General features: G+C 42.7%; 19 protein-coding genes and 1 other RNA gene. 18 read left to right on the top strand and 2 right to left on the bottom strand.

Going from position 1 to position 20,540, the window contains the following annotated elements; all coding sequences use genetic code 11:
• Nucleotides 1-6: 6 nt before the first annotated feature.
• Genes rpoD through DL92_RS0109395 form a run of 4 tightly spaced genes read left to right on the top strand, consistent with a single transcriptional unit; the run spans nt 7 to nt 4,896 of the window.
• Nucleotides 7-1,356: an RNA polymerase sigma factor RpoD gene (rpoD, locus tag DL92_RS0109410; protein WP_081670527.1), complete on the top strand. Its 1,350-nt coding sequence runs from the start codon at nt 7-9 to the stop codon at nt 1,354-1,356.
• Nucleotides 1,356-2,195, top strand: a complete 840-nt coding sequence (locus tag DL92_RS20265; RefSeq protein WP_051625287.1) for a class I SAM-dependent methyltransferase — start codon at nt 1,356-1,358, stop codon at nt 2,193-2,195. The genes rpoD and DL92_RS20265 overlap by 1 nt, the downstream gene beginning before the upstream one ends.
• Entirely contained in the window at nt 2,186-3,841 is a 1,656-nt protein-coding gene (locus DL92_RS0109400; RefSeq protein WP_026655316.1) for a nucleoside kinase, read from the top strand. The genes DL92_RS20265 and DL92_RS0109400 overlap by 10 nt, the downstream gene beginning before the upstream one ends.
• A gap of 5 nt (nt 3,842-3,846) precedes the next feature.
• Nucleotides 3,847-4,896 (top strand): NAD-dependent epimerase/dehydratase family protein, encoded by a 1,050-nt coding sequence (locus DL92_RS0109395; RefSeq protein ID WP_034468905.1) that lies wholly within the window; start codon nt 3,847-3,849, stop codon nt 4,894-4,896.
• Between the two features lie 42 nt (nt 4,897-4,938).
• On the opposite strand, the gene DL92_RS0109390 is transcribed toward DL92_RS0109395, so the two are convergent.
• Nucleotides 4,939-5,649 (bottom strand): S1 family peptidase, encoded by a 711-nt coding sequence (locus DL92_RS0109390; RefSeq protein WP_026667505.1) that lies wholly within the window; start codon nt 5,647-5,649, stop codon nt 4,939-4,941.
• A gap of 74 nt (nt 5,650-5,723) precedes the next feature.
• Between DL92_RS0109390 and DL92_RS0109385 the strand changes: the two genes are divergently transcribed.
• The 3 genes from DL92_RS0109385 to DL92_RS0109375 are packed head-to-tail and all read left to right on the top strand — an operon-like array spanning nt 5,724 to nt 8,817.
• On the top strand, nt 5,724-7,337 hold the full coding sequence (locus DL92_RS0109385; protein WP_034468887.1) for a vWA domain-containing protein: 1,614 nt from the start codon (nt 5,724-5,726) through the stop codon (nt 7,335-7,337).
• A 60-nt stretch (nt 7,338-7,397) separates the two neighbouring features.
• Entirely contained in the window at nt 7,398-7,880 is a 483-nt protein-coding gene (locus tag DL92_RS0109380; protein ID WP_026667503.1) for an RNA polymerase sigma factor, read from the top strand.
• Nucleotides 7,873-8,817 carry a hypothetical protein gene (locus tag DL92_RS0109375; protein ID WP_155841090.1) on the top strand — a complete coding sequence of 315 codons (945 nt, stop codon included), beginning with the start codon at nt 7,873-7,875 and terminating at the stop codon, nt 8,815-8,817. The genes DL92_RS0109380 and DL92_RS0109375 overlap by 8 nt, the downstream gene beginning before the upstream one ends.
• A gap of 49 nt (nt 8,818-8,866) precedes the next feature.
• Here DL92_RS0109375 and rnpB read toward each other — a convergent pair.
• Nucleotides 8,867-9,215: RNase P RNA component class A (gene rnpB / locus DL92_RS20300), an RNA gene on the bottom strand.
• Nucleotides 9,216-9,436: 221 nt separating this feature from the next.
• On the opposite strand from rnpB, the gene kduI reads away from it, so the two are divergent.
• The 11 genes from kduI (at nt 9,437) to rlmD (ending at nt 19,988) form a co-directional block, all read left to right on the top strand.
• Entirely contained in the window at nt 9,437-10,300 is an 864-nt protein-coding gene (kduI, locus tag DL92_RS0109365) for a 5-dehydro-4-deoxy-D-glucuronate isomerase (RefSeq protein WP_026655309.1), read from the top strand.
• 14 nt (nt 10,301-10,314) lie between these two features.
• Complete coding sequence (locus tag DL92_RS18845) at nt 10,315-11,154, top strand: gluconate 5-dehydrogenase (RefSeq protein WP_197027248.1); 840 nt, start codon at nt 10,315-10,317, stop codon at nt 11,152-11,154.
• Between the two features lie 50 nt (nt 11,155-11,204).
• Complete coding sequence (locus DL92_RS0109355) at nt 11,205-12,167, top strand: bifunctional 4-hydroxy-2-oxoglutarate aldolase/2-dehydro-3-deoxy-phosphogluconate aldolase (protein WP_026667501.1); 963 nt, start codon at nt 11,205-11,207, stop codon at nt 12,165-12,167.
• A 122-nt stretch (nt 12,168-12,289) separates the two neighbouring features.
• The gene (locus DL92_RS0109350; protein ID WP_026655307.1) at nt 12,290-13,315 is read left to right on the top strand and encodes a sugar kinase; all 1,026 of its coding nucleotides are present in this window, start codon (nt 12,290-12,292) and stop codon (nt 13,313-13,315) included.
• 118 nt (nt 13,316-13,433) lie between these two features.
• Entirely contained in the window at nt 13,434-14,693 is a 1,260-nt protein-coding gene (locus DL92_RS20255; RefSeq protein WP_051594110.1) for an HD domain-containing phosphohydrolase, read from the top strand.
• Nucleotides 14,694-14,719: 26 nt separating this feature from the next.
• Entirely contained in the window at nt 14,720-15,769 is a 1,050-nt protein-coding gene (locus DL92_RS0109340) for an acyltransferase (RefSeq protein WP_026655306.1), read from the top strand.
• Between the two features lie 115 nt (nt 15,770-15,884).
• Nucleotides 15,885-16,220, top strand: a complete 336-nt coding sequence (locus DL92_RS0109335; RefSeq protein ID WP_026655305.1) for a PadR family transcriptional regulator — start codon at nt 15,885-15,887, stop codon at nt 16,218-16,220.
• The gene (locus tag DL92_RS0109330; RefSeq protein ID WP_026655303.1) at nt 16,220-17,185 is read left to right on the top strand and encodes a permease prefix domain 1-containing protein; all 966 of its coding nucleotides are present in this window, start codon (nt 16,220-16,222) and stop codon (nt 17,183-17,185) included. Before DL92_RS0109335 ends, DL92_RS0109330 begins: the two co-directional genes overlap by 1 nt.
• Nucleotides 17,186-17,202: 17 nt before the next feature.
• Nucleotides 17,203-17,958 (top strand): DUF4097 family beta strand repeat-containing protein, encoded by a 756-nt coding sequence (locus DL92_RS0109325; protein WP_026655302.1) that lies wholly within the window; start codon nt 17,203-17,205, stop codon nt 17,956-17,958.
• A gap of 128 nt (nt 17,959-18,086) precedes the next feature.
• Nucleotides 18,087-18,470 (top strand): hypothetical protein, encoded by a 384-nt coding sequence (locus DL92_RS0109320; RefSeq protein WP_026655301.1) that lies wholly within the window; start codon nt 18,087-18,089, stop codon nt 18,468-18,470.
• Between the two features lie 216 nt (nt 18,471-18,686).
• Complete coding sequence (rlmD, locus tag DL92_RS0109315; protein ID WP_026655300.1) at nt 18,687-19,988, top strand: 23S rRNA (uracil(1939)-C(5))-methyltransferase RlmD; 1,302 nt, start codon at nt 18,687-18,689, stop codon at nt 19,986-19,988.
• Nucleotides 19,989-20,540: the final 552 nt, after the last annotated feature.

Genomic DNA, 20,540 nt, shown 5'->3' with positions numbered 1-20,540 from the left:
GAAACTATGGAAGAAGAGAAGGAAGCGCCAAAGAAGGCAACAAAGAAGACTCCCAAGAAAGAATCTGCTGATGCAACAAAAGAAACAAAGAAGAAGGCCGGAAAGAAGGCTGAAGAAGAAAAGGGCGGAAAGTCGGAAGTTCTCGACGATGCTACAAGAGAGCTCTTTACACAGAAGATAAAAGAAATCCTCGCTCTTGCAAAGAAGAAGAAAAATGTTCTTGAGTATAATGAGATCAACGACTTTTTTGCTGAGCTCAGTTTAAATGAGGAACAGATGGACAATGTCCTTGAAGTTCTTGAAAACTCGGGCATAGATGTCCTTAGAGTATCTGAAAGCGACGATGATGATATTCCCGACGATGATGATATGATGCTCTCCGAAGAGGACGAGGTTGATATGGAAAATATCGATCTTTCTGTTCCCGACGGAATCAGTATTGAAGATCCTGTAAGAATGTACCTTAAGGAAATCGGTAAGGTTCCGCTTCTTACGGCAGATCAGGAGATCAATCTTGCAAAAGAGATGGAAGCAGGACTTGAAGCTGAGAAGGAACTTGCAGAGAGCAAGGAGAGCGGAACAAAGCTTTCAAAGGCTAAACTTGATGAGATCGAGATGGCTATCTACAAGGGAAATGAGGCTAAGAAGCGCCTTGCCGAAGCAAACCTCCGTCTCGTTGTAAGTATCGCGAAGAGATATGTCGGAAGAGGAATGCTTTTCCTTGACCTTATTCAGGAGGGTAACCTCGGACTTATCAAAGCGGTAGAGAAGTTTGATTTCCGTAAGGGATTCAAGTTCTCAACATATGCTACATGGTGGATCAGACAGGCTATCACAAGAGCTATCGCCGATCAGGCAAGAACTATCCGTATCCCTGTACACATGGTTGAGACTATCAACAAGCTCATCCGCGTAAGCCGTCAGCTCCTTCAGGAACTCGGACGCGAGCCTATTCCTGAGGAAGTGGCAAAAGAGATGAACATGCCTGTTGAGAGAGTCAGAGAAATCCTTAAGATCTCACAGGAGCCTGTATCACTCGAGACACCTATCGGTGAAGAGGAAGACAGCCATCTTGGTGATTTCATTCAGGACGACAACGTTCCCGTACCTGCGGATGCAGCTGCATTCACACTTTTGAAGGAACAGCTTGTTGAAGTTCTCGGAACTCTTACAGAGCGTGAGCAGAAGGTTCTTAGACTCCGTTTCGGTCTTGATGACGGAAGAGCAAGAACTCTTGAAGAAGTAGGAAAAGAATTTAACGTAACCCGTGAGCGTATCAGACAGATTGAGGCAAAGGCACTCAGAAAGCTTCGCCATCCGAGCCGCAGCCGCAAGCTCAAGGATTACCTTGATTAATGAATATGACTAAAACTATAAATGACACAAATAATGACGTGGTGCTCAAGATGTCTGTCCGCTTGAAGGAGATAGCGGAGCTTCTTCGCTGCTCCGAAAAGCTCAAAGTGGCAGATGTCGGATGCGATCACGGATATGTATCTATATACCTTGTTACACATGGCATTGCAAAAGAGTGCATTGCCATGGATGTAAGAAGCGGCCCGCTTTCCGGTGCTAAGGATAATATCGATGAATACGGACTTTCAGACAGCATAAGGACGCGTCTTTCCGACGGGGTAAAAGAACTTAAGCCGGGCGAAGCCGATGCCATTGTTATTGCCGGAATGGGAGGAAATCTCATGCGCAAGATCCTCGAAGAGGGGAAGCCTGCAGAGCTTGGGATAAAGACGGCCGTTTTGCAGCCGCAGTCAGATATAGCAGACTTTAGGCAGTACCTTAGGGACAGCGGATTTGTGACAACGGATGAAAGAGTTATCGAAGAGGATGGGAAGTTTTATTTTCCTATGAAGGTTTCGCTTGTTATTACAGAAACTTCAGCCTCACACGATAATCCGGGCGGCAGTTTTGAAAGTGCTATCTCGCTTATTAAAAAAGTGGCCGAAAATGCAGATAATGAGCAGCTTCTTAGAATATGCAACAGATACGGAGAGTGCAACATTCTTAACAGGGATAAAACTTTGGAGAAATATCTTTTACACGGCAAAAAAGTGTGTGAATCCATATTGAAGAACCTCGATGAGAAGGAGCACTCCGGCAGGATACAGGAGATAACTACCGAACTTTCCGATATAGATACCGTTTTGAAGGTTATGCAGGAGGAACGCGTATGCCTATAATAACTATCAACAATGTTGCTAAAGAGTACAAAAAAGGCACGAAGTTTGAAGATATAGCTAAAGAGTATCAGTCTGAGTGCAAGTACAGGATCGCGGCAGTTCTTTTTAACGGTAAGATAAGAGAACTGATGAAGGAAGTAAAAAAGGACGGAGAGGTTTCTTTCCTTACTTACGGAGATAATATAGGTCATAAGACCATGAGAAGAACCGCAGTTATGATGTTTGTGAAGGCGATAAGGGACGTTGCGGGCAAGGATGAGGCTTCTGCCGCAAAGATTGAATTCCTTATTTCTAACAGCTATTACTGCACACTTCATGGTAAGACCGAAGTTACAGATGAGCTTGTAAAAAAGATATCCGACAGATTTCAGGAGCTCATCGATCAGAAAATTCCAATCACAAAGAGCGTTTATCCGATTGACGATGCCATCGAACTTTTTAAGAAGATGGGCATGGCGGATAAGGTCGCTTTACTTAAATACAGAAGAAGTTCAGAGATCAATATATATAAGCTTGAGGATTTCTATGACTATTTTTATGGTTATATGCTCCCCAACACTTCATATATTGAGAATTATAAGATATCAAGGCGCGATGACGGCATTATGCTGACACTTCCTTCAAGGATGTGTCCGGATAAGCTTATCATGTCGGAGCCCAGAGAGAAGCTTTTTAATACCATGAAGCTTGCAAGCGACTGGGGAAGAATGATGGGAATCGACAATGTCGGTGACCTTAATAACCGTGTTTGCGAGGGCAGGATCAACGAGATGATACTTATTCAGGAATCTCTTCAGGAGAGAAGAATAGGTGAGATTGCGCAGCGAATCCAGGAGCGTAAGGATGTAAAGTTTGTTATGATCGCAGGCCCGAGTTCATCCGGAAAGACGAGTTTTGCAAACAGACTCTCAATCCAGCTTAGAACTTACGGACTTAATCCGCATCCCATAAGCCTTGACGATTATTTCGTAAACAGAGAATTTACGCCGCTTAACGAGGACGGAAGCTACAACTTTGAGTGTCTGGGAGCCATGGATATAGAGAAGTTTAATGCGGATATGTCAGCTCTTTTGCGCGGAGAAGAAATAGAACTTCCCGAGTTTAATTTCATTACGGGTAAAAGAGAAATGAACGGCAATTTCCTTAAACTTGGAGAGAACGACATTCTTGTTATCGAGGGTATTCACGGCCTTAACGAGAAGATGTCTTATGCACTTCCCGCAGAGTCCAAGTTTAAGATTTATATCAGTGCGCTCACAACACTCAGCATCGATTCACACAACAGAATTCCCACAACGGACGGAAGGCTGCTCAGACGAATTGTCAGAGATGCAAGGACAAGGGGCGCTTCGGCAAAGAAGACTATCAGCATGTGGGCGTCTGTTCGTGCAGGTGAAGAGGAGAATATTTTCCCGTTCCAGGAGGAAGCGGACGAAATGTTTAACTCGGCGCAGATATATGAACTTGCGGTAATCAAGCCTTACGCAGAGCCGCTTCTTTTCTCCATAGAAAAGGGAGAGCCTGAGTACTATGAGGCAAAGAGACTTCTTAAGTTCCTTGATTATTTTGTAAGTGTAGACAGCTCAATGCTTCCGAGAAACTCAATATGCAGAGAGTTTGTCGGCGGAAGCTGCTTTAAGGTTTGACGATAATGAAATATTGTAAGGAATATTGGGATGATGTGAGGCTTGTAGCCGGCAGCATTCCCGAAATAGACAAACTGTATAACAAGAAAATACTTATCACGGGCGCAACAGGGATGCTCTGTTCACCCGTGGTTGATATTATTTCTCTTTTGAACAGGGAAAAGAATGCGGGCATAGAGCTTACGATTGCAGGAAGAAGTGAGCAAAGATGCAGCGACAGGTTTAAAGGCGCGCTTGATGCAGGCGATTATAAGTTTGTGAAGTATGATGCAAACAGCGCAGCTAAGCTTGATGTTAAGGCGGACTACATTATTCACGGTGCAAGTAACGCTGACAACAGAAGGTTTTTGAAAGAGCCTGTGGAGACTCTTTTGTCCAATATCATAGGACTTAAGGCACTTCTTGATCTTGCGGCCGATAATAAGGGTAGCAGGCTTTTATTTGTTTCTTCCAGTGAAGTTTACGGAAACAGAGAGCGCTTTTCTTATGCGGCGGATGGCGAGATCGCTGAGGATGAGTACGGATATGTTGATATCTTAAGTTCAAGATCGTGTTATCCATCGGGGAAGAGGGCAGCTGAGAGTCTGTGTGCAAGCTACATAGACGAGTATGATGTCGATGCCGTTATAGTAAGACCCGGGTACATTTACGGGCCTACGATTTCTAAGACCGACAGCAGGGCGTCTGCGGCATTTACGCTTGATGCGGCTTCGGGAAGAAATATTGTTATGAAGAGCAAGGGCGAGCAGCTAAGATCGTACTGCTACATGCTTGACTGTGCCTCGGCTCTTTTAAGTGTCTTGGTAAAAGGAGAATGCGGCGAAGCATACAATATCTCAAACAAAGACTCGATCGTCTCCATAAAAGACGTGGCCGAGTGCCTTGCTGAGAAAAGTGGCGTTAAGGTAGTGTTTGAGATACCTTCGGAAGAGGAGAAAAAGAGCTTTAATCCGATGAAAAATTCGGTTCTTGATGCAACAAAGATTGAGAGTCTTGGGTGGAAAGCTTATTTCGGACTTGAAGAGGGAATAGAGAGAACACTGAAGTTCTTGTGATGACTATATAAAGAAGCTCCGCGCAGATGCGGAGCTTTAATTTTATGGAATATCAATATCGCTGACAGGAAGGCATATGCACGAACCGTCGGATTTCTGTAGGAGAATTCCGTGGTAGTGTCCGGTGGCGTCGAATAATCCGCTTCCGGACATTCCTTCCTCAACTTCGCACATGCAGTAGATGACATCGTGACCGATCAACGGATTAAATACCGAGGGAGTGTCGACGATTCCCTGTGATGCCGAATTTGTGAGCGTATCTATTATGAATATTTTTTCTTCACAATCGGGAAGATTCTTGGAAGGACGCACGCTTTGATAAGAAGGTGAGTCTTTTTTCTTTGCTTTTTTTACAAGTGAGTTATCAACTTCGATGAGAGCGATGTCTTTTACATCATCTCTGAAAGTTACCGTGCCTTCGCATGTTACGCCGTCGAAGAAAGTGATGTTGCAGTTTTCTATGTCGGCAACGTGTGATGCAGTCAGTATCTTTATCTTTTTACCCGTGATCTCCCAGATGTTACCGCTTCCCATGTAGTCGCCCGATTCAATGCGGACCGACGAGGGGAGAACAGTGTCGTATGCGGCATTTATGTCTGCGTTTTTTACCGGGATCTCTTTTGTCATATAACGCTTTATCGGCTTGTTATCATCGTGAAAAATCCGGATGAGAAGCGGGATTGCAACGATAATTACAAGAACCGCGATCGGTATAAAAAAATTTTTTTTATTTTTTAATTTTTCTTGCAACATTTTCCGTTCCTTCGTTGTGTATAAAGTAAAGCAGCCAAATTATTATAACAAAAAAGCTGCACGGAGGGAAAATTATGAAAAAGACAATTAGAAAAGGTTTCAATGGAATTGTGAGCATGGCGCTTGCAACAAGCTTACTTGTAGGATGCGGCGGAGCAAACAGTGCACCTGCGGCAGATGCGGAGAACCCGTCGTATTCCGATAAGTCAAGCGGATACGATCTTAATTCGGCGGAGCCCGTCGAGGGAATGTGCGAAACTTGTGATGACACGGGATTTGTGGAGTATCCGATCGAGAATAATGAGACATACGAAAAGCCCGATGAGAACGGCGCAACGCTGGTTAGTACCAATCCGCTCTCGACATTTGCGATGGACGTTGACACGGCATCTTATGCAAATGTAAGAAGAATGATCGAAGACGGATACGGAAAAGGCAACATTCCTGCGGATGCGGTAAGACCCGAGGAGTTTTTGAATTATTTTTCATATGACCTTAATGCACCGAAGAACGGCGATGCATTCGGCATAACAACAGAGATCTCGGATTGCCCTTGGAACAAAGACCACAAGATGATGTTCGTGGGGTTAAAAACGGGAGATATAAATACAGAAAAGCTTCCCAAGAGTAATCTTGTTTTCCTGATCGATGTATCGGGTTCCATGCGCTCTGATGACAAACTTCCGCTTCTTAAAAAGAGCATGAATGAGTTTGTCGACAATTACACGGGCGAGGGCACGGTATCTGTCGTTACATATTCGGGCGAAGAAAAAGTAGTCCTTGAGGGTGAGGAGCTTAAGAACAAGGATAAGATAAAGAGAGCCATTAACAGTCTCAGCGCAAACGGATGCACCAACGGACAGAGCGGAATGGAGAGAGCTTACCGGATTGCGGCCGATAACTTTGTTGAAGGCGGCGTAAACAGAGTTATTATGGCAACTGACGGTGATCTCAACGTTGGAATATCGGATCCTGATGAACTTGAGAATTTTATAAAAGAGAAAAAAGATACAGGTGTATTTTTGTCGGTACTTGGCTTTGGTACAGGCAACTTTAAGGATGCGAGTATGCAGAGACTAGCTGATTGCGGAAACGGAAACTATTCATATATCGATTCAATGATGGAAGCAAAGAAGGTTCTTGTTGAAGAGATGAGCTCAACTATGGTTACCGTTGCAAAAGATGCAAAGATTCAGGTTGAGTTTAACCCCGCAAAGGTAAACAGCTACAGGCTTATCGGATATGAAAACAGACAGCTTGACGCCGCAGATTTTAACGATGATAAGAAGGACGGCGGAGAGGTAGGCGCAGGTCACAGCGTTATCGCACTATATGAGATCACTACCGCGGACAGTGCGAAAGCGATTGACTTAAAGTATCAGGAAGGCGATAAAAAGGACTATGGCAATGAGTATGCTACCGTAAACGTAAGATACAAGGAACCCGAAGGCTCTGAGTCAAAGCTTTCAAGCTACGCCGTATCAGATGCGGATGTTAAGGCTGCAACCGATAACATGAAGTTTGCGCAGATCGTTGCGGAGTTTTCACTTATTCTTTCTGACAGCGATTATAAGGGCGATGCAAGCTATGATCACGTTATCGATACTTATGCAGAGATAAATAACAAAGACGAGTACAAGGATGAGTTCATTCAGCTTGTAAGGATGGTGGCTAAGAGAGCGCTGTAAATGATATAATTATCATGTTACCGCTAATTCTTTTACTTGGTTTCGATATCGGGTGATAGCATGGGAAAAAGCAGGGAGAGAGCGGCAACTCTTTTGGAAAAATACGGCAATGCCATACTTCGAACGGCGTATTCGTACCTCCATAATATGGAGGATGCTGAAGATATCTTGCAGGATACGCTTATACAGTATCTGAAATCCGACTCCGAATATAATGATGAGGAGCATGAGAAGGCATGGCTGCTGCGGGTTGCCATTAATCTTAGCAAGAACAAGGTGAAATACAATAAAGTCCGGGAGACCGATGAGCTAATGGACGAACTGGTTTCCGAGGAAAAAGAGGAATTGTCTTTTGTCTGGGAAGCTGTAAAAACCCTTCCTGAGAAGTACGCTGAAGTTATTCATCTGTACTATCAGGAGGGGTATCAAACCGCTGATATTGCGGGAATATTGAATAAAAAAGAATCTACCGTCAGGTCGGATCTGAAGCGGGCGAGAGAGAAGTTAAAAGAAATTTTGAAGGAGGGATATGACTTTGAGTAAATACAATGAGTTAATGCAGAATATAGTCGTTACTGAAGATATGAAAAGCCGAATCCTTCGAAATATCGAGCTCGAGCTTGACGGAACGGATGTATTTGGCGGAGAAAAAAGAGACCGCAGTAGCGAAAACGGAATTGGAAGTAACGGCGGCGGTAGCAACGATATCGAAAAGGTAATTTCCATAGATGAGGCAGATAACGAGAAGAAAATCCGTAACTTTGGAGATTCACTGCGCGGAAGATGGGCGACTTATGTGGCCGCTGCGCTTGTTTTTATCCTAAGTGGAATTGTTGTAAAAAGCATTATCGGCGATCCCAGCCACAGCAGCAGTACCGCCGTAATGAGTGAAGACAGCTATAAACCTAAGCCTGCACCCGCGGTAACAGAAGAAGCAGCTGCAAGCGAGGAGCCTGTTGATGTGGCAGAAGCGATTGAGGGTGATGCAAGCTCTGACAGTGCTGTTAAGGCAGCAGGAGAAGCGGAAGTCAAAGATGATGCTGCTATTCAGAGTGGTGCGAGATTTGAGTACGAGGAGAAAGTGACTCTTGTTAAAGAATATTCGGCTGATAAAAAGCTTTCTGTGTTCCATATTGCGCAGGTAAAGAATGCATCGGAAAAAGATGCCGAACTGTCATGTTATACCGAGTGCTATCAGGGAAATGAGAAGTTGCAACAGATTTATTCCGGCGAGAATATGACGGGAAAAACAATGGGAATAAATGAGACTTATGGCATAATCATTGGATATTCTTTGAAAAATGATACGGATGATGTAAGTTTTGTTGTGATTGATAGGAACAGTCCCGATAAGAAAGTGCTTTTTGAAAAGACATATACAATGGATGAACTTAAGGGGAATTCCTCGGTTCTGCCTTCGGATTACATCGAGGAAGAGCAGCTTGGTGGGTTGTTTGATGAAGGTGTGAAAACCAAATAGTTTTAAATAAAAATAGCAATCTTCCAAGAAGATTGCTATTTCTTTTCTCTTTAAGAGTAGGACTGTAAGCCGGGTTATGTCGTGGATGATCATCTATCTAGGACTGTCGTCGCCGACAGCCTCAAGCGACCCACCTGAAAGCGAACCGGGCCGGCTCATGGCTTTCTTTTCGGTCTTGCTTCGGATGAGGTTTACATGGCTACCGGTGTTACCACCGGCACGGTAGTCTCTTACACTGCCTTTCCACCCTTACCAAGCAGAGCTTGGCGGTTTCTTTCTGTTGCACTGTCTCGGGAGTTGCCTCCGCCAGACGTTATCTGGCATCCTGCCCTGTGAAGCCCGGACTTTCCTCTCCCATGCCCTTTCGTTTGCATGGCAGCGATCATCTATCCTACTCAGTCCTATATAATACCATAAAATCAATTTTTTACAACAACTTTTGCAATACCAAACTTAAAGTCATATGATAAAATTAGTTAAGCATGAAAGTGCTTACATCAGGTCAAGATTTGCAAGTTTTTTATATAAAAACGAGCAGACACGGAAAATATTTTCAAGTATCATAGCTATAACCAGAAAATTATTTTGATACTGCAATCGGCAGTGGAATGGAGATGCTATGGAACTTAGAACTGCATGTTCTCCCAGAGATGAGAAGAACTACGATACTTCAAGGCTTAGGGAAGAATTCCTTATTGATGACCTTTTTAAGCCGGATGAGATCAAACTTGTATATAGTCAGATTGATAGGATTATTACCGGATCGGCTGTTCCTGTTAAGGAGGAATTACATCTTACGGCAGGAGATGAGCTGAGAGCTGAATATTTTTTGCAGCGAAGGGAAATGGGCGTTATCAATATTGGCGGAGCCGGTATGATCGTCATTGACGGCAAGAAGTATGATGTTGATTACAAACAGGGCATGTATATCGGAATGGGAGCAAAAGAGATTTCTTTTGCAAGCAAGGAGGCTTCAAAGCCTGCCAAATTCTATATAAACAGCGCACCTGCACACAAGACTTATCCTACAGTCCTCATAAAAAGAGAGGGCACACCTTCGGATGATGTTGTCATTATTAAAGATGAGAACAAGAAGGAACTGGGAAGCCTTGAACAGTCTAATCACAGAGTTATCAACAAATACATTCTCCCCGGTCAGGTTGAGTCATGTCAGCTTGAGATGGGTATGACGGAGCTCAAGCCCGGCAGTGTTTGGAACACGATGCCGTGCCACACTCACGATAGGAGAATGGAAGTTTATCTTTACTTTGACATCCCCGAGGATGCGCTCATTATGCACTTTATGGGAGAGCCTAGGGAGACGAGGCACATTGTAATGAGAAACGAGCAGGCAGTAATAAGTCCCAGTTGGTCTATTCATTCGGGATGCGGAACACAGGCGTACACATTCATTTGGGGTATGGTCGGAGAAAATCAGGATTTCGACGATATGGATGATTGTGATATGGCAGAGCTTAGATAATCGGAGGTATAGATATGCAGGAATTTTTGAAGAATTTTTCACTTGAAGGCAAGGTGGCATGGGTCACAGGCGCTTCATACGGACTTGGCCTTGCTTATGCCGCAGCTTTTGCGCAGAGCGGAGCTAAGGTAGTATTTAATGATATAAACCGTGAACTTGTTGACAAGGGATTGGAAGAATATAGAAAACTCGGCATCGATGCATTCGGTGCGGTTTGTGATGTTACGAAGGAAGATCAGGTAAAGGATTTCGTTGCACAGGTTGAAAAAAATGTCGGAACGATCGACATTCTTGTAAATAACGCCGGCATCATCAAGAGAATCCCCATGATCGATATGACCGTTGAACAGTGGAATCAGGTTATAGATGTTGACCTTACAGGTCCTTTTATCTGTTCCAAGGCAGTGCTTCCTGCTATGATTAAAAAGGGAAGCGGAAAGATTATAAATGCCTGTTCAATGATGTCTGAATTCGGACGTGAGACAGTATCTGCTTATGCAGCAGCAAAGGGCGGACTTAAGATGCTCACCAGAAATATTTGTTCCGAATACGGCCAGTACAATATCCAGTGTAATGCCATAGGCCCCGGATATATTGCAACTCCTCAGACAGCTCCGCTCAGAGAGAAACAGTCTGACGGATCGATGCATCCTTTCGACAGATTCATTCGTTCCAAGACACCGGCTCAGAGATGGGGCAAGACAGAAGATCTTATGGGACTTGCAGTGTTCCTCGCTTCGCCTGCATCTGATTTCATTAATGGCCAGGTAATCTATATCGACGGAGGAATTACGGCTTATATCGGACAGGATCCCGGCAATCTGGATCCGAGTAAGATGCAAGATGTGGATTGATAACATCTTTTGTTTAGATCCATTAGTTTATAAAGAGAAAGGCGAAAGAAATGGATAAGATTTGTGAAGAACTTTACAAAATTGGTATTGTGCCAGTAATTGCGATCGATGACGCAAAAGACGCGGCTCCTCTTGCGGAGGCACTTATAAAAGGTGGACTTCCCGCAGCAGAAGTTACATTCCGTACAGCTGCAGCTGAGGATGCGATCAAGATTATTTCTGAAAAATACCCTGAGATGATCGTTGGTGCAGGAACTGTTCTCAATGCAGAGCAGGCTGACCGCGCAAAAGCAGCAGGAGCTAAGTTTATCGTAAGCCCCGGATTTAACAGATCAAATGTTGAGTATATTCAGAGCATCGGTGTACCGGTAGTTCCCGGAACAGCAACACCCGGTGAGGTAGAGCAGGCTATAGAGCTTGGTCTTGATTGCGTAAAATTCTTCCCTGCCGAGCAGAATGGCGGTATAGCCAAGATTAAGGCTATGGCAGCTCCTTATACAAAGATGCACTTCATGCCCACAGGTGGTGTAAACAAGAACAACCTCAATGATTACCTTGGATTCAATAAGGTATTCTGCTGTGGCGGAAGCTGGATGGTTAAGAAGGATCTTATCTCAGCAGGTAAGTTCGATGAGATAGAAGCTATGACAAGAGATGCTGTTAATGCAATGCTCGGATTCACTATGAAGCATATCGGAATCAATGAGTCAGATGCAGCTGCAGCTGAGTCAGTAGCAGATAAGTTTGATTCACTCTTTGGATTCACTAAGAAGGTTGGCAATTCTTCAGTATTTGCCGGTAGCGTGATTGAGGTTATGAAGGCTAAGGGACGCGGAGCAAACGGACACATTGCAATCGGAACAAACAATGTTGACAGAGCTGTTTATCATCTTGGCAAGCAGGGCGTTAAGTTTGATGAATCATCATTTGCATATGATGCTGACAACCATCTTAAGGTTGCATATCTTGCTGATGAGTTCGGCGGATTTGCTGTACATCTTGTAAAAAACTGATCACTTAACGAGGTTTTTTCGAGTTTAGTGCGAAGTTTTGTTCCGGCGAGGCATTTATTGCCGAGAGCGGAACTTCCTGATGAAAATAAATAATTTTAGTTAGATAGAGAGAGGAATAAACTATGTCAAAGAAAGTTGTTACATTTGGTGAGATCATGCTGCGTCTGCAGCCCGATAATTATTTAAGATTTGTTCAGGTTGATCACCTTGAAGCTACATTTGGTGGCGGAGAAGCTAACGTATCTGTTTCTCTTGCAAACTACGGACTTGATTCTGTATATGTTACAAAGCTTCCTAAGCACGAGATCGGTCAGGCTGCCGTTAATTCACTCAGAAAGTACGGTGTTGACACAACAAAGATCGCCAGAGGCGGCGACAGAGTAGGTATCTACTACAACGAGAAGGGTGCTTCACAGAGAGGTTCAAAGTGCATTTATGACCGTGCACATTCTGCAATCGCTGAGGCAGTTCCCGCTGACTTCAACTGGGATGAGATCTTCGAGGGTGCTGAGTGGTTCCACTTCACAGGAATTACTCCCGCTGTAAGTGATTCTCTTGCAGAGATCACACTTGAGGCTGCTAAGAAGGCTAAGGAGCATGGACTTACAGTTTCTTGCGACCTTAACTACAGAGGAAAGCTCTGGAGCAAGGAAAAGGCAGGCAAGGTTATGGCTGAGCTTTGCCAGTATGTTGATGTATGTATCGCTAACGAAGAAGATGCCGATGATGTATTCGGAATCAAGGCTTCTTCAACAGACGTTACTACAGGTAAGCTTAACAGAGAGGGCTACATCGAGGTTGCTCAGAAGCTTACAGAGAGATTTGGATTTAAGAAAGTTGCCATCACACTTCGTGAGTCAATTTCTGCAAATGATAACAACTGGAGCGCAATGCTTTACACAGACGGTCAGGCTTACTTCTCAAAGAAGTATGCACTTCGTATCGTTGATCGTGTAGGTGGCGGAGATTCATTCGGCGGCGGACTTATTTACAGCTGCGTAAACGGATTCGATCCTCAGGCTACAATCGAGTTCGCAGTTGCTGCATCTGCTCTTAAGCACTCAATCGAAGGCGACTTCAACCTTGTTACAGTTGATGAAGTTAATAAGCTTGCTGGCGGAGATGGATCGGGACGTATCCAGAGATAATTTATTTTTTATAAAATTTTTTTAATAACATTAGCACCGTGCATTGTTAAATGTACGGTGTTTTTTGTATAATATATTTGCGAAAGTTTGAAACAAAGTAGATGTGAGGAATCAAATAATGAAATTTGATAAGACGGTCAATACATTCTTGACTCTATTATCAGTATTAATGATATTGATAACAGCTTTTTATGTAGAAAGACTTATTACACATAATAACGTTTCATCTGTGTATACGAGTAAACTTAGTCTTACCGGTGCAAAGCTTTCTGATGATCTTTATGCCAAGGTTTCCAAGACATTGGTTCAGAAAACTGAAAACGGTTCATTAACCCAATATGAGATTGAGATTGTTAATTCGGGAGATACTGATATAACAAACTGGAATCTCAAGATGGCATATTTTCCGACTGTAAAAGTTATAGATGTACATAATGTTGAAGGTGCACCTGAGGGCGATAGCTATATTTTTTCACCTCTTTATAACAATATGACTATTAAAGCAGGTGAGAGCTGTGAGTTTGGAATGTCTATAGATGCGTCTGTGGATTATGCACCTACAAGTATGGTTATCACAGGATTTAAACTTGATCCTACAGGAAGTACATTAGGTAGTAAGCTCATTTCCGCACTATTTGTTTTGTGGATAGTTTTCTGCGCAAGTTACATGGTTGTAAAGTACAATTCAATCAGCTTCTTGAAGAAACAGAAGAATGATATCAGGATTATTCTTCAGTCTATGAATACATTCATTAGCTTTATCGATGCCAAGGATCCGTATACAAGGGGCCATTCCAGAAGAGTGGCGATGTATGCTGCCGAGATTTCAAAGAGAATGCACCTTACGGAATCTGAGATACAGAATGTCTATTATGCAGGTCTTTTGCACGACGCAGGTAAGATAAGCGTTCCGGATGCAATTCTCAACAAGCCCGGTAAACTTACAAATGAGGAAAGACAGCTTGTCCAGAATCATACGGTTGCCGGCGGTAACATGCTTAAGCAGCTTTCGTCACTTAAGGGTGTCAGAGAGACAGCTCTTTATCACCATGAGAGATTTGACGGAAAGGGATATCCTGAGGGGCTTAAGGGAAGTGAGATTCCTCTTTATGCCAGAATAGTAGGAGTTGCGGATTCTTACGATGCCATGTCAAGTAACCGTGTGTACAGAAGACATCTTAGTAAGGATGAAATCATAGAAGAGATGCAGAAGGGATCCGGAAGTCAGTTCGATCCCGAGATCGTTCCGTACATGGTTGATATGATCAACGACGGCTATGTTAACGTTGTTAAGATGGAGACTGCCGAGGACGAAGGCGGCGACGACAAACTCCATATCAGTGAAGAGGATATTCCCGGACTTTACATGGGATTATAATATGAAAATCGAAGGGGGAACTGTGCTTGCTTCATAAGGAGAAGGCATTGGGGAGCGGCAGATTCGCACATCTGGATCTGCTTAGACTGATTGCATGTTTTTTGGTTGTTTTTAATCACACGCAAGGGTGTATAAAGTTATATGAATATGATACGGGTGCATTGACGGTTCTTTTGTTTGTGCGCCTGTTTATTGCGATGACGGTAAAGATAAATGTTCCTGTCTTTTACATGATAACGGGAAGCCTGCTTCTTAGCAGAGACAGGGATTACAAAGATATATTTGGCAGGATTTTTAAGATGTTTGCGATACTGTTGGGATTTAGTATCGTTTCGCATTTTTGTTATAAAGGAGAATTCTACATTCCCGGATTTATCAGGAATTTTGCGTCGGCGACGGTTGACGGTGCAGGGCCTTATTGGTATCTGTACGCATATCTGGGGATTCTTTTGATTCTTCCCTTTCTTAGATCCATAGCAGTAAGAATGAACACGAGAGATGTTTTTTATCTGATAGGCGTCAGATTTATTATCGGCGCTGTTATTCCTATGCTGTTTTTGATCGCGAACAGTATAACGGGCAGTAATATTCATATTGCACATGAATTTCAGCCTGCGATTATCATAGTGGATTGCGTTTTTTATCCGCTTATTGGTTATGGACTCGACAGATGTTTTGATGAAAAAGAAACATTTTATTCAAACAGGATACTTCTTACAGCTTTGTTTGTGGCAGCGGGTATTCTCGGGGCCGTTGCGTTTCTTATATCAGGGGGAGGAGAGTCGTTTGACGGATTTGTTTTCATCATGGTAATATCGGTGTTTGTGTTTGTAAAAAAATCGGTTTTAAAAAGCGGGCACCGTGCAGATGGTGTTATTTCAGCGCTTGGTGCTCTGACGTTTGGAATATATCTTTTGGATCCGGTTATCGGCCCGTTTTTTAAGAAGTTTTTTGATTTTAAAGGTGATTACAAGATGTTCTGGTCTTCAATTGTTTATTGCTTTTTTTCAATGACTCTTGGAGGACTCTTGACGTTTCTCTTTAAAGCTTTTAAGAAAAAAATCTTTCATAAATAAATACTAAGATAAAAAAACGGACAGAGTGGTTCGTTTCTTATTGACATACTGCGGCAGCCGTAGTATATTTACTACGACAGGCATAGTATGGATAAATATCTCAAGGAGGTTGTAAATGATAGAGATTAGTAGTGATGTCATTAGAGGATACAATGACACGATGATCTTGTTTATATTGATGGAAGAACCATCCTATGGCTATGAAATATCTAAGAAGATAAGAGCGTTGTCTGAAGAAAAGTATATAATCAAGGAAACTACGCTGTATTCTGCATTTACCAGAATGGAGAAAAACGGATATGTAGAGTCCTACAGTCAGAATGCAGATAATGGTAAGAAGAGAACATATTACAAGATAACTGAGAGTGGAAAGAATTATTACCGAGAAAAGTGTCTTGAATGGGCACTTACCAAAGAAGTAGTGGAGAACTTTATTAGAGGAGACAAGTAATGGAAACGATAAGAAATTATTTGGAATCTATGTTTGCAAATTTGCCTAACACTCCTGAAGTTATGCGCGCGAAGAATGAGCTTTTGAGCATGATGGAGGACAAGTTTACCGAACTTATTTCTGAAGGAAAGCCACAGAATGAAGCTGTTGGAATTGTAATCTCAGAATTTGGAAATCTCGAGGAACTTGCCGAATCTCTTGGAATCGAGAGTGTTGTCGGAGGTACGGATATCTCTGAGAGACGTCTTTTGACCAATGAAGAAGCAAGAAATTATATTTATGATGCGGCGCAGAGCAGAATGCTCATCGGCCTTGGGGTTATGCTTATTATTTTTTCTCCCATATTCCCTATTATTCTGAATGATATCGGAGCTGCATTCCTTTTCATCGATGTGAGCATCGGAGTGGGCCTTATCGTGTGGGCTAATATTCGTATGTCGCAGTGGAAGTTTCTTGATAACACGCTTTGTTGTATTGATTATTCTACGGCCGAGTATGTATATGCAGCCAAAAAGAACAATATGACGAGCAGAGCCATTATGCTTACAGTTGGAATCATGTTCTGTATTGTAAGCGTGATTCCCGTTATAATTTTCGAAGGATTGTTTTCTGCAAAGGATTATTATTACGTTATTGTAGGTCCTGCGATGCTGTTTGTTATTGTCGGAATCGGAGTGCTTCTTATTATCGCATCCGGGGCCAAAGACAGCGCATATGCAAAGCTTCTTTCTCTTAACGGAACGGGAACGGTTGCCGGCAATTACGAAGCTGTTCGCGCTACAAAGGAGCCTTATACAGACAAGAAGAAAGCGGCTGAAGTGATGTCTGTTTATTGGAGAACGGTCACATGCATATATATAATCTGGAGTTTCATTTCTTTTGACTGGCATATTACATGGATCATATGGCCACTTGCGGCAGTTTTTAACGGTATTATGAAGTCTCTTTTTAATACCAAGTGGTGATGGAGCGGGAGAAATATATGAAAAAGATATATTTGATGATATTGGGAACTATCACATTTTTTGCGGTGATCTTTGGCTGTGCCTATCATATGTATGGACTTTTTGGAAACAAGAATACAACCGGTGAAATTGTAAATGTCAGTTATGACTATGATATTATCGAAAACATTGATGTAGATGCGGGACTTATCGATATGAATATTGTTTCTGGAGATAAGTTTTCAGCAAGTTTTTCCGGGTTAAAAGAGCTTTTGCCTGAGATCAAAGAAGATAACAAGACTCTTGTTGTAAATCAGAATTCATCAGATGATGTCGGCATTAATCTTTTTAAACCGCATAAAAGAAATCTTCATGGCGTTGACAATGTGCTTACAATAACGGTTCCTGCCGACGCAGGGGTTGATAAGATTGAGTTTTCGTGCGCTCTTGGAAATGCCAATATTACAGGTGTTTCGGCAAAAGAGATGAATATCGAGTGTGCGCTTGGAGACATTGACATTGAGGATTTGACAGTAGACCAAATCGACATGGAAGCCGATATGGGCGATGTGTCCGTAAAGAACGTTGATGTGAGAGAAATCGATGCCGAGCTTGCTATGGGTAATTTTGAGGCGAACCTTGTAAGAGATATTTCGGAATATAGCCTGGAGCTTGAAGTTTCATTGGGAAGATGTAAGGTTGACGGGAATACTGTTTCGAATAAATACAATAAATCCGGAAGCGGCGGATTAGTCAGTGTCACATGTGATATGGGCGATGTGAATATCAAATAATCGATAATTGAGTTGTTTTTGGTTAAAAGAATAATTGAAAGAATGAAACCTCTAAGGTATAATCAATATCGTAGGAATGCTGGGAGGTTAGGCGTTTCCTATAAATTGTATTTTTTTGTGAGGTTTTTATGTCATCTATTATCCAGACAAATCAGGTTTTTAACAATGAGATACCTTTTTGCAGGGTATACAGCATTGATTCCAAGAAAATGCTTGAGGAGCGCTTTCTTGCGCATAGAATATCATATTTCATAGAATGGCAGGACAAGTCTTTTTTGCAGAGATTGTTCGACAGAAAAGGAAACAAGATTGTTTGTACATTCAAGATAAATAAAAATGAGCTTGCTAGAGCGAAAGAGATTTCCGAAGGAATTGATGGAATCAAGTATAAGGACTACGGCGATTTTGATGCTGAGGATCGAATTCGCAGAAGAAGCGAAGCTGTTAAGTCACAGCCCGATCCTATGATATTACCTGCTTTAAAGATTGAAGAAATTTCTGACGACGAATGATAAGTTGAGCATGCAGAATAGGGGAGACATTGTTTCCTCTATTTTTTTGTTGAATAGGAAATTTCTCTGAAATTCCCTATTCAACAAAAAAGCTCCGCAGGGATGCGCAGCTCGCGGTAAGGAATATATTGCTTACGCAATCCGCTCGCGCGCTAGCATTTCGCGAGCGAAATGCTTTTTTATTGGATTAGGAAATAAATTTTTTTGGAGATTCTTATGGCTGAGAAAAAGAATGTTTATAAAAAGAATACTGAAAAGGCAAAGACGGCACGTAAACCTTTTAAGGGTGAGGCTTCGAGAAAAAGTGTGCCCGGAAATCCTCAGAAGAGAACGGGAGTTAAAGAAAACGGTAATGACAAGAGTGCTGCCGTAAAAAAGAGCAGATGCCCGTATTTCAAGAAGTGCGGTGCATGCCAGATGATAGATACACCATATAAGAAACAGCTTAACTTAAAGCACGCACGTCTTGCAGAACTTCTTGAACCCTATACGAAAGTAGAGTCGTTTATCGGAATGGAGGAGCCTGAACACTACAGATGCAAGGTTCATGCAGTCTTTTCACATGACAGAAAAGGAAATCCCATTTCCGGAATATACAAAGAGGGAAGTCACGAAGTGGTACCGGTTGAAAAATGTCTTCTTGAAGATGAGAAGGCGGATGCGATCATTGCTTCAATCAGAGGAATGCTCCGATCGTTTAAGATCAAGACCTATGATGAAGACAACGGTTTTGGGCTTCTTCGTCATGTTCTTATCAGAATAGGCAGATACAGCGGGGAGATAATGGTTGTGCTTGTTACGGTATCGCCTATTTTCCCATCCAAGAATAACTTTGTTAAGGCGCTCAGAAAAGAGCATCCCGAGATCACAACTATCGTCCTTAATGTAAATGACAAGCAGACAAGCATGATACTGGGCGATAAAGAGAAGCCTCTTTACGGCCCCGGATTTATCTATGATACATGCTGCGGAATGAAATTTAAGATAAGTCCCAAGTCTTTCTATCAGGTGAATCCTGTGCAGACAGAGCTTTTGTACAAGACCGCGATTGATATGGCTGAGCTTACGGGAGATGAGATCGCGCTTGACTGCTACAGCGGTGTTGGCACGATCGGAATTATCGCAAGTCCCCATGTAAAGGAAGTCATAAGCGTTGAGCTCAACGGCGATGCGGTAAAAGATGCCATATTAAATGCCAAGATAAATGAAGTAAAGAATATTACTTTCTACAAAAATGATGCCACTAAATTCATGCAACAGATGGCTGACTCCGGAGATAAAGCGGATGTTGTATTTATGGATCCGCCGCGCTCAGGTTCAACGGTTGAATTCATCAATTCAATGATCAATCTTTCGCCCAAGAAGGTTGTTTATATTTCTTGCAGCCCGGATTCTCTTGCACGAGACTTAGAACTTATCACAAAGGGTGGCTACAAAGTAAAGAAGGCAATTCCGGTAGATATGTTCCCGTTTACAAGGAGCATAGAAACAGTCTGTCTGTTAACGAAATCAAGCTGAAGGCGCAGATTGAGTTTACAGAAGACTGTTGTTCTGGCTCGCGCTTAGCGCGAGAGCAGAACTTCCTTGTGAAAAAGTGGTGAGAAGATTACAAAGGTCCCTGCGATAGATGTCCACGAAGCCAAGTCGTGGCTAAGTAATGAGTGTATTTTTTATGAAAAGTGATCACTAAAAAATAGTGGTCACTTTTTTGGAGTGCGCCTAGCGGCGCACGTTTCTAACGGGTTAAAGTCCCGAATCCACCTGGTAGTGGGAAGGATATAGCCGAAGGCAAGGGTGTCCATCGTGAGATGGAATCTGAAGGAAGCTGGATATGAGGAACATACTAACTCATGGGCAAATCTCTGGTCTGACGAACAGAAATCTCATATAAGGTTATGCATGAGGGTGAGGCTGCTCCACAAGTCGAAGCCCAATAACTACACGGAATCATGCATGATAAATGAGGCAGATAGATGGAGAGGAAGAAACGTGTGGTACCTAGGGAGATCTGTTGCGATATGCCTTGAAAGAGGTAACCATTACCAAAAGTAATGCTGAACGCACAGAAGT

Source organism: Butyrivibrio sp. AE2005 (genome assembly GCF_000686965.1).
GTDB lineage: Bacteria > Bacillota > Clostridia > Lachnospirales > Lachnospiraceae > Butyrivibrio > Butyrivibrio hungatei_A.
This window is presented reverse-complemented; position numbering and strand designations above follow the sequence as displayed.